We start from the raw sequence: 1601 nt of genomic DNA, 5'->3' as shown, positions 1-1601 counted from the left end.
GCAAAAGTAGTATCCAAATCAACACCTTTATCACCCCCAGCATCTGTCACATTTAGGGTAGTACCGTCAAGCGCAACAGCCGTGTTTAATTCATTAGTCGCATCTTTATCCAGATCTGCTGCATCTGAAGCCGTAAGTTGTGCATTGGTAGCAAAAGTAGTATCCAAATCAACACCTTTATCACCCCCAGCATCTGTCACATTCAGGGTAGTACCGTCAAGCGCAACAGCCGTGTTTAATTCATTAGTAGCATCTTTATCCAAATCAGCTGCATCTGAAGCCGTAAGCTGTGCATTGGTAGCAAAGGTAGTATCCAAATCAACACCTTTATCACCCCCAGCATCTGTCACATTCAGGGTAGTACCGTCAAGCGCAACAGCCGTGTTTAATTCATTAGTAGCATCTTTATCCAAATCAGCTGCATCTGAAGCCGTAAGCTGTGCATTGGTAGCAAAAGTAGTATCCAAATCAACACCTTTATCACCCCCAGCATCGGTAACATTCAGGGTAGTACCGTCAAGCGCAACAGCCGTGTTTAATTCATTAGTCGCATCTTTATCCAAATCAGCTGCATCTGATGCCGTAAGTTGTGCATTGGTAGCAAAAGTAGTATCCAGATCGACTCCTTTATCACCCCCAGCATCGGTAACATTTAGGGTAGTTCCATCAAGTGCTACCGCTGTGTTTAATTCATTAGTCGCATCTTTATCCAGATCTGCTGCATCTGAAGCCGTAAGCTGTGCATTGGTAGCAAAAGTAGTATCCAAATCAACACCTTTATCACCCCCAGCATCAGTAACATTCAGGGTAGTACCGTCAAGTGCTACCGCTGTGTTTAATTCATTAGTCGCATCTTTATCCAGATCTGCTGCATCTGAAGCCGTAAGCTGTGCATTGGTAGCAAAAGTAGTATCCAGATCAACACCTTTATCACCCCCAGCATCGGTAACATTTAGGGTAGTTCCATCAAGCGCTACCGCTGTGTTTAATTCATTAGTAGCATCTTTATCCAGATCTGCTGCATCTGAAGCCGTAAGCTGTGCATTGGTAGCAAAAGTAGTATCCAAATCAACTCCTTTATCACCCCCAGCATCAGTAACATTTAGGGTAGTACCGTCAAGCGCAACAGCCGTATTTAATTCATTAGTCGCATCTTTATCCAAATCAGCTGCATCTGAAGCCGTAAGCTGTGCATTGGTAGCAAAAGTAGTATCCAGATCGACTCCTTTATCACCCCCAGCATCTGTCACATTTAGGGTAGTACCGTCAAGTGCTACCGCTGTGTTCAATTCATTAGTCGCATCTTTATCCAAATCAGCTGCGTCTGATGCCGTAAGCTGTGCATTGGTAGCAAAAGTAGTATCCAAATCAACACCTTTATCACCCCCAGCATCAGTAACATTCAGGGTAGTACCGTCAAGCGCTACCGCTGTGTTCAATTCATTAGTAGCATCTTTATCCAAATCAGCTGCGTCTGATGCCGTAAGCTGTGCATTGGTAGCAAAAGTAGTATCCAGATCAACACCTTTATCACCCCCAGCATCTGTCACATTTAGGGTAGTACCGTCAAGCGCTACCGCTGTGTTCAATTCATTAGTCGC

The 1601-nt window shown here is 44.4% G+C and carries 1 protein-coding gene; it reads right to left on the bottom strand.

Translation table 11 applies throughout. The features are described 5' to 3' along the window. On the bottom strand, positions 1 to 1601 hold a 1601-nt coding region (locus tag ABW636_RS22515), incomplete at both ends, for a beta strand repeat-containing protein (RefSeq protein ID WP_367592352.1).

This window comes from Aquimarina discodermiae, from assembly GCF_040786235.1.
In the GTDB taxonomy this organism is placed as follows: domain Bacteria; phylum Bacteroidota; class Bacteroidia; order Flavobacteriales; family Flavobacteriaceae; genus Aquimarina.
This window is presented reverse-complemented; position numbering and strand designations above follow the sequence as displayed.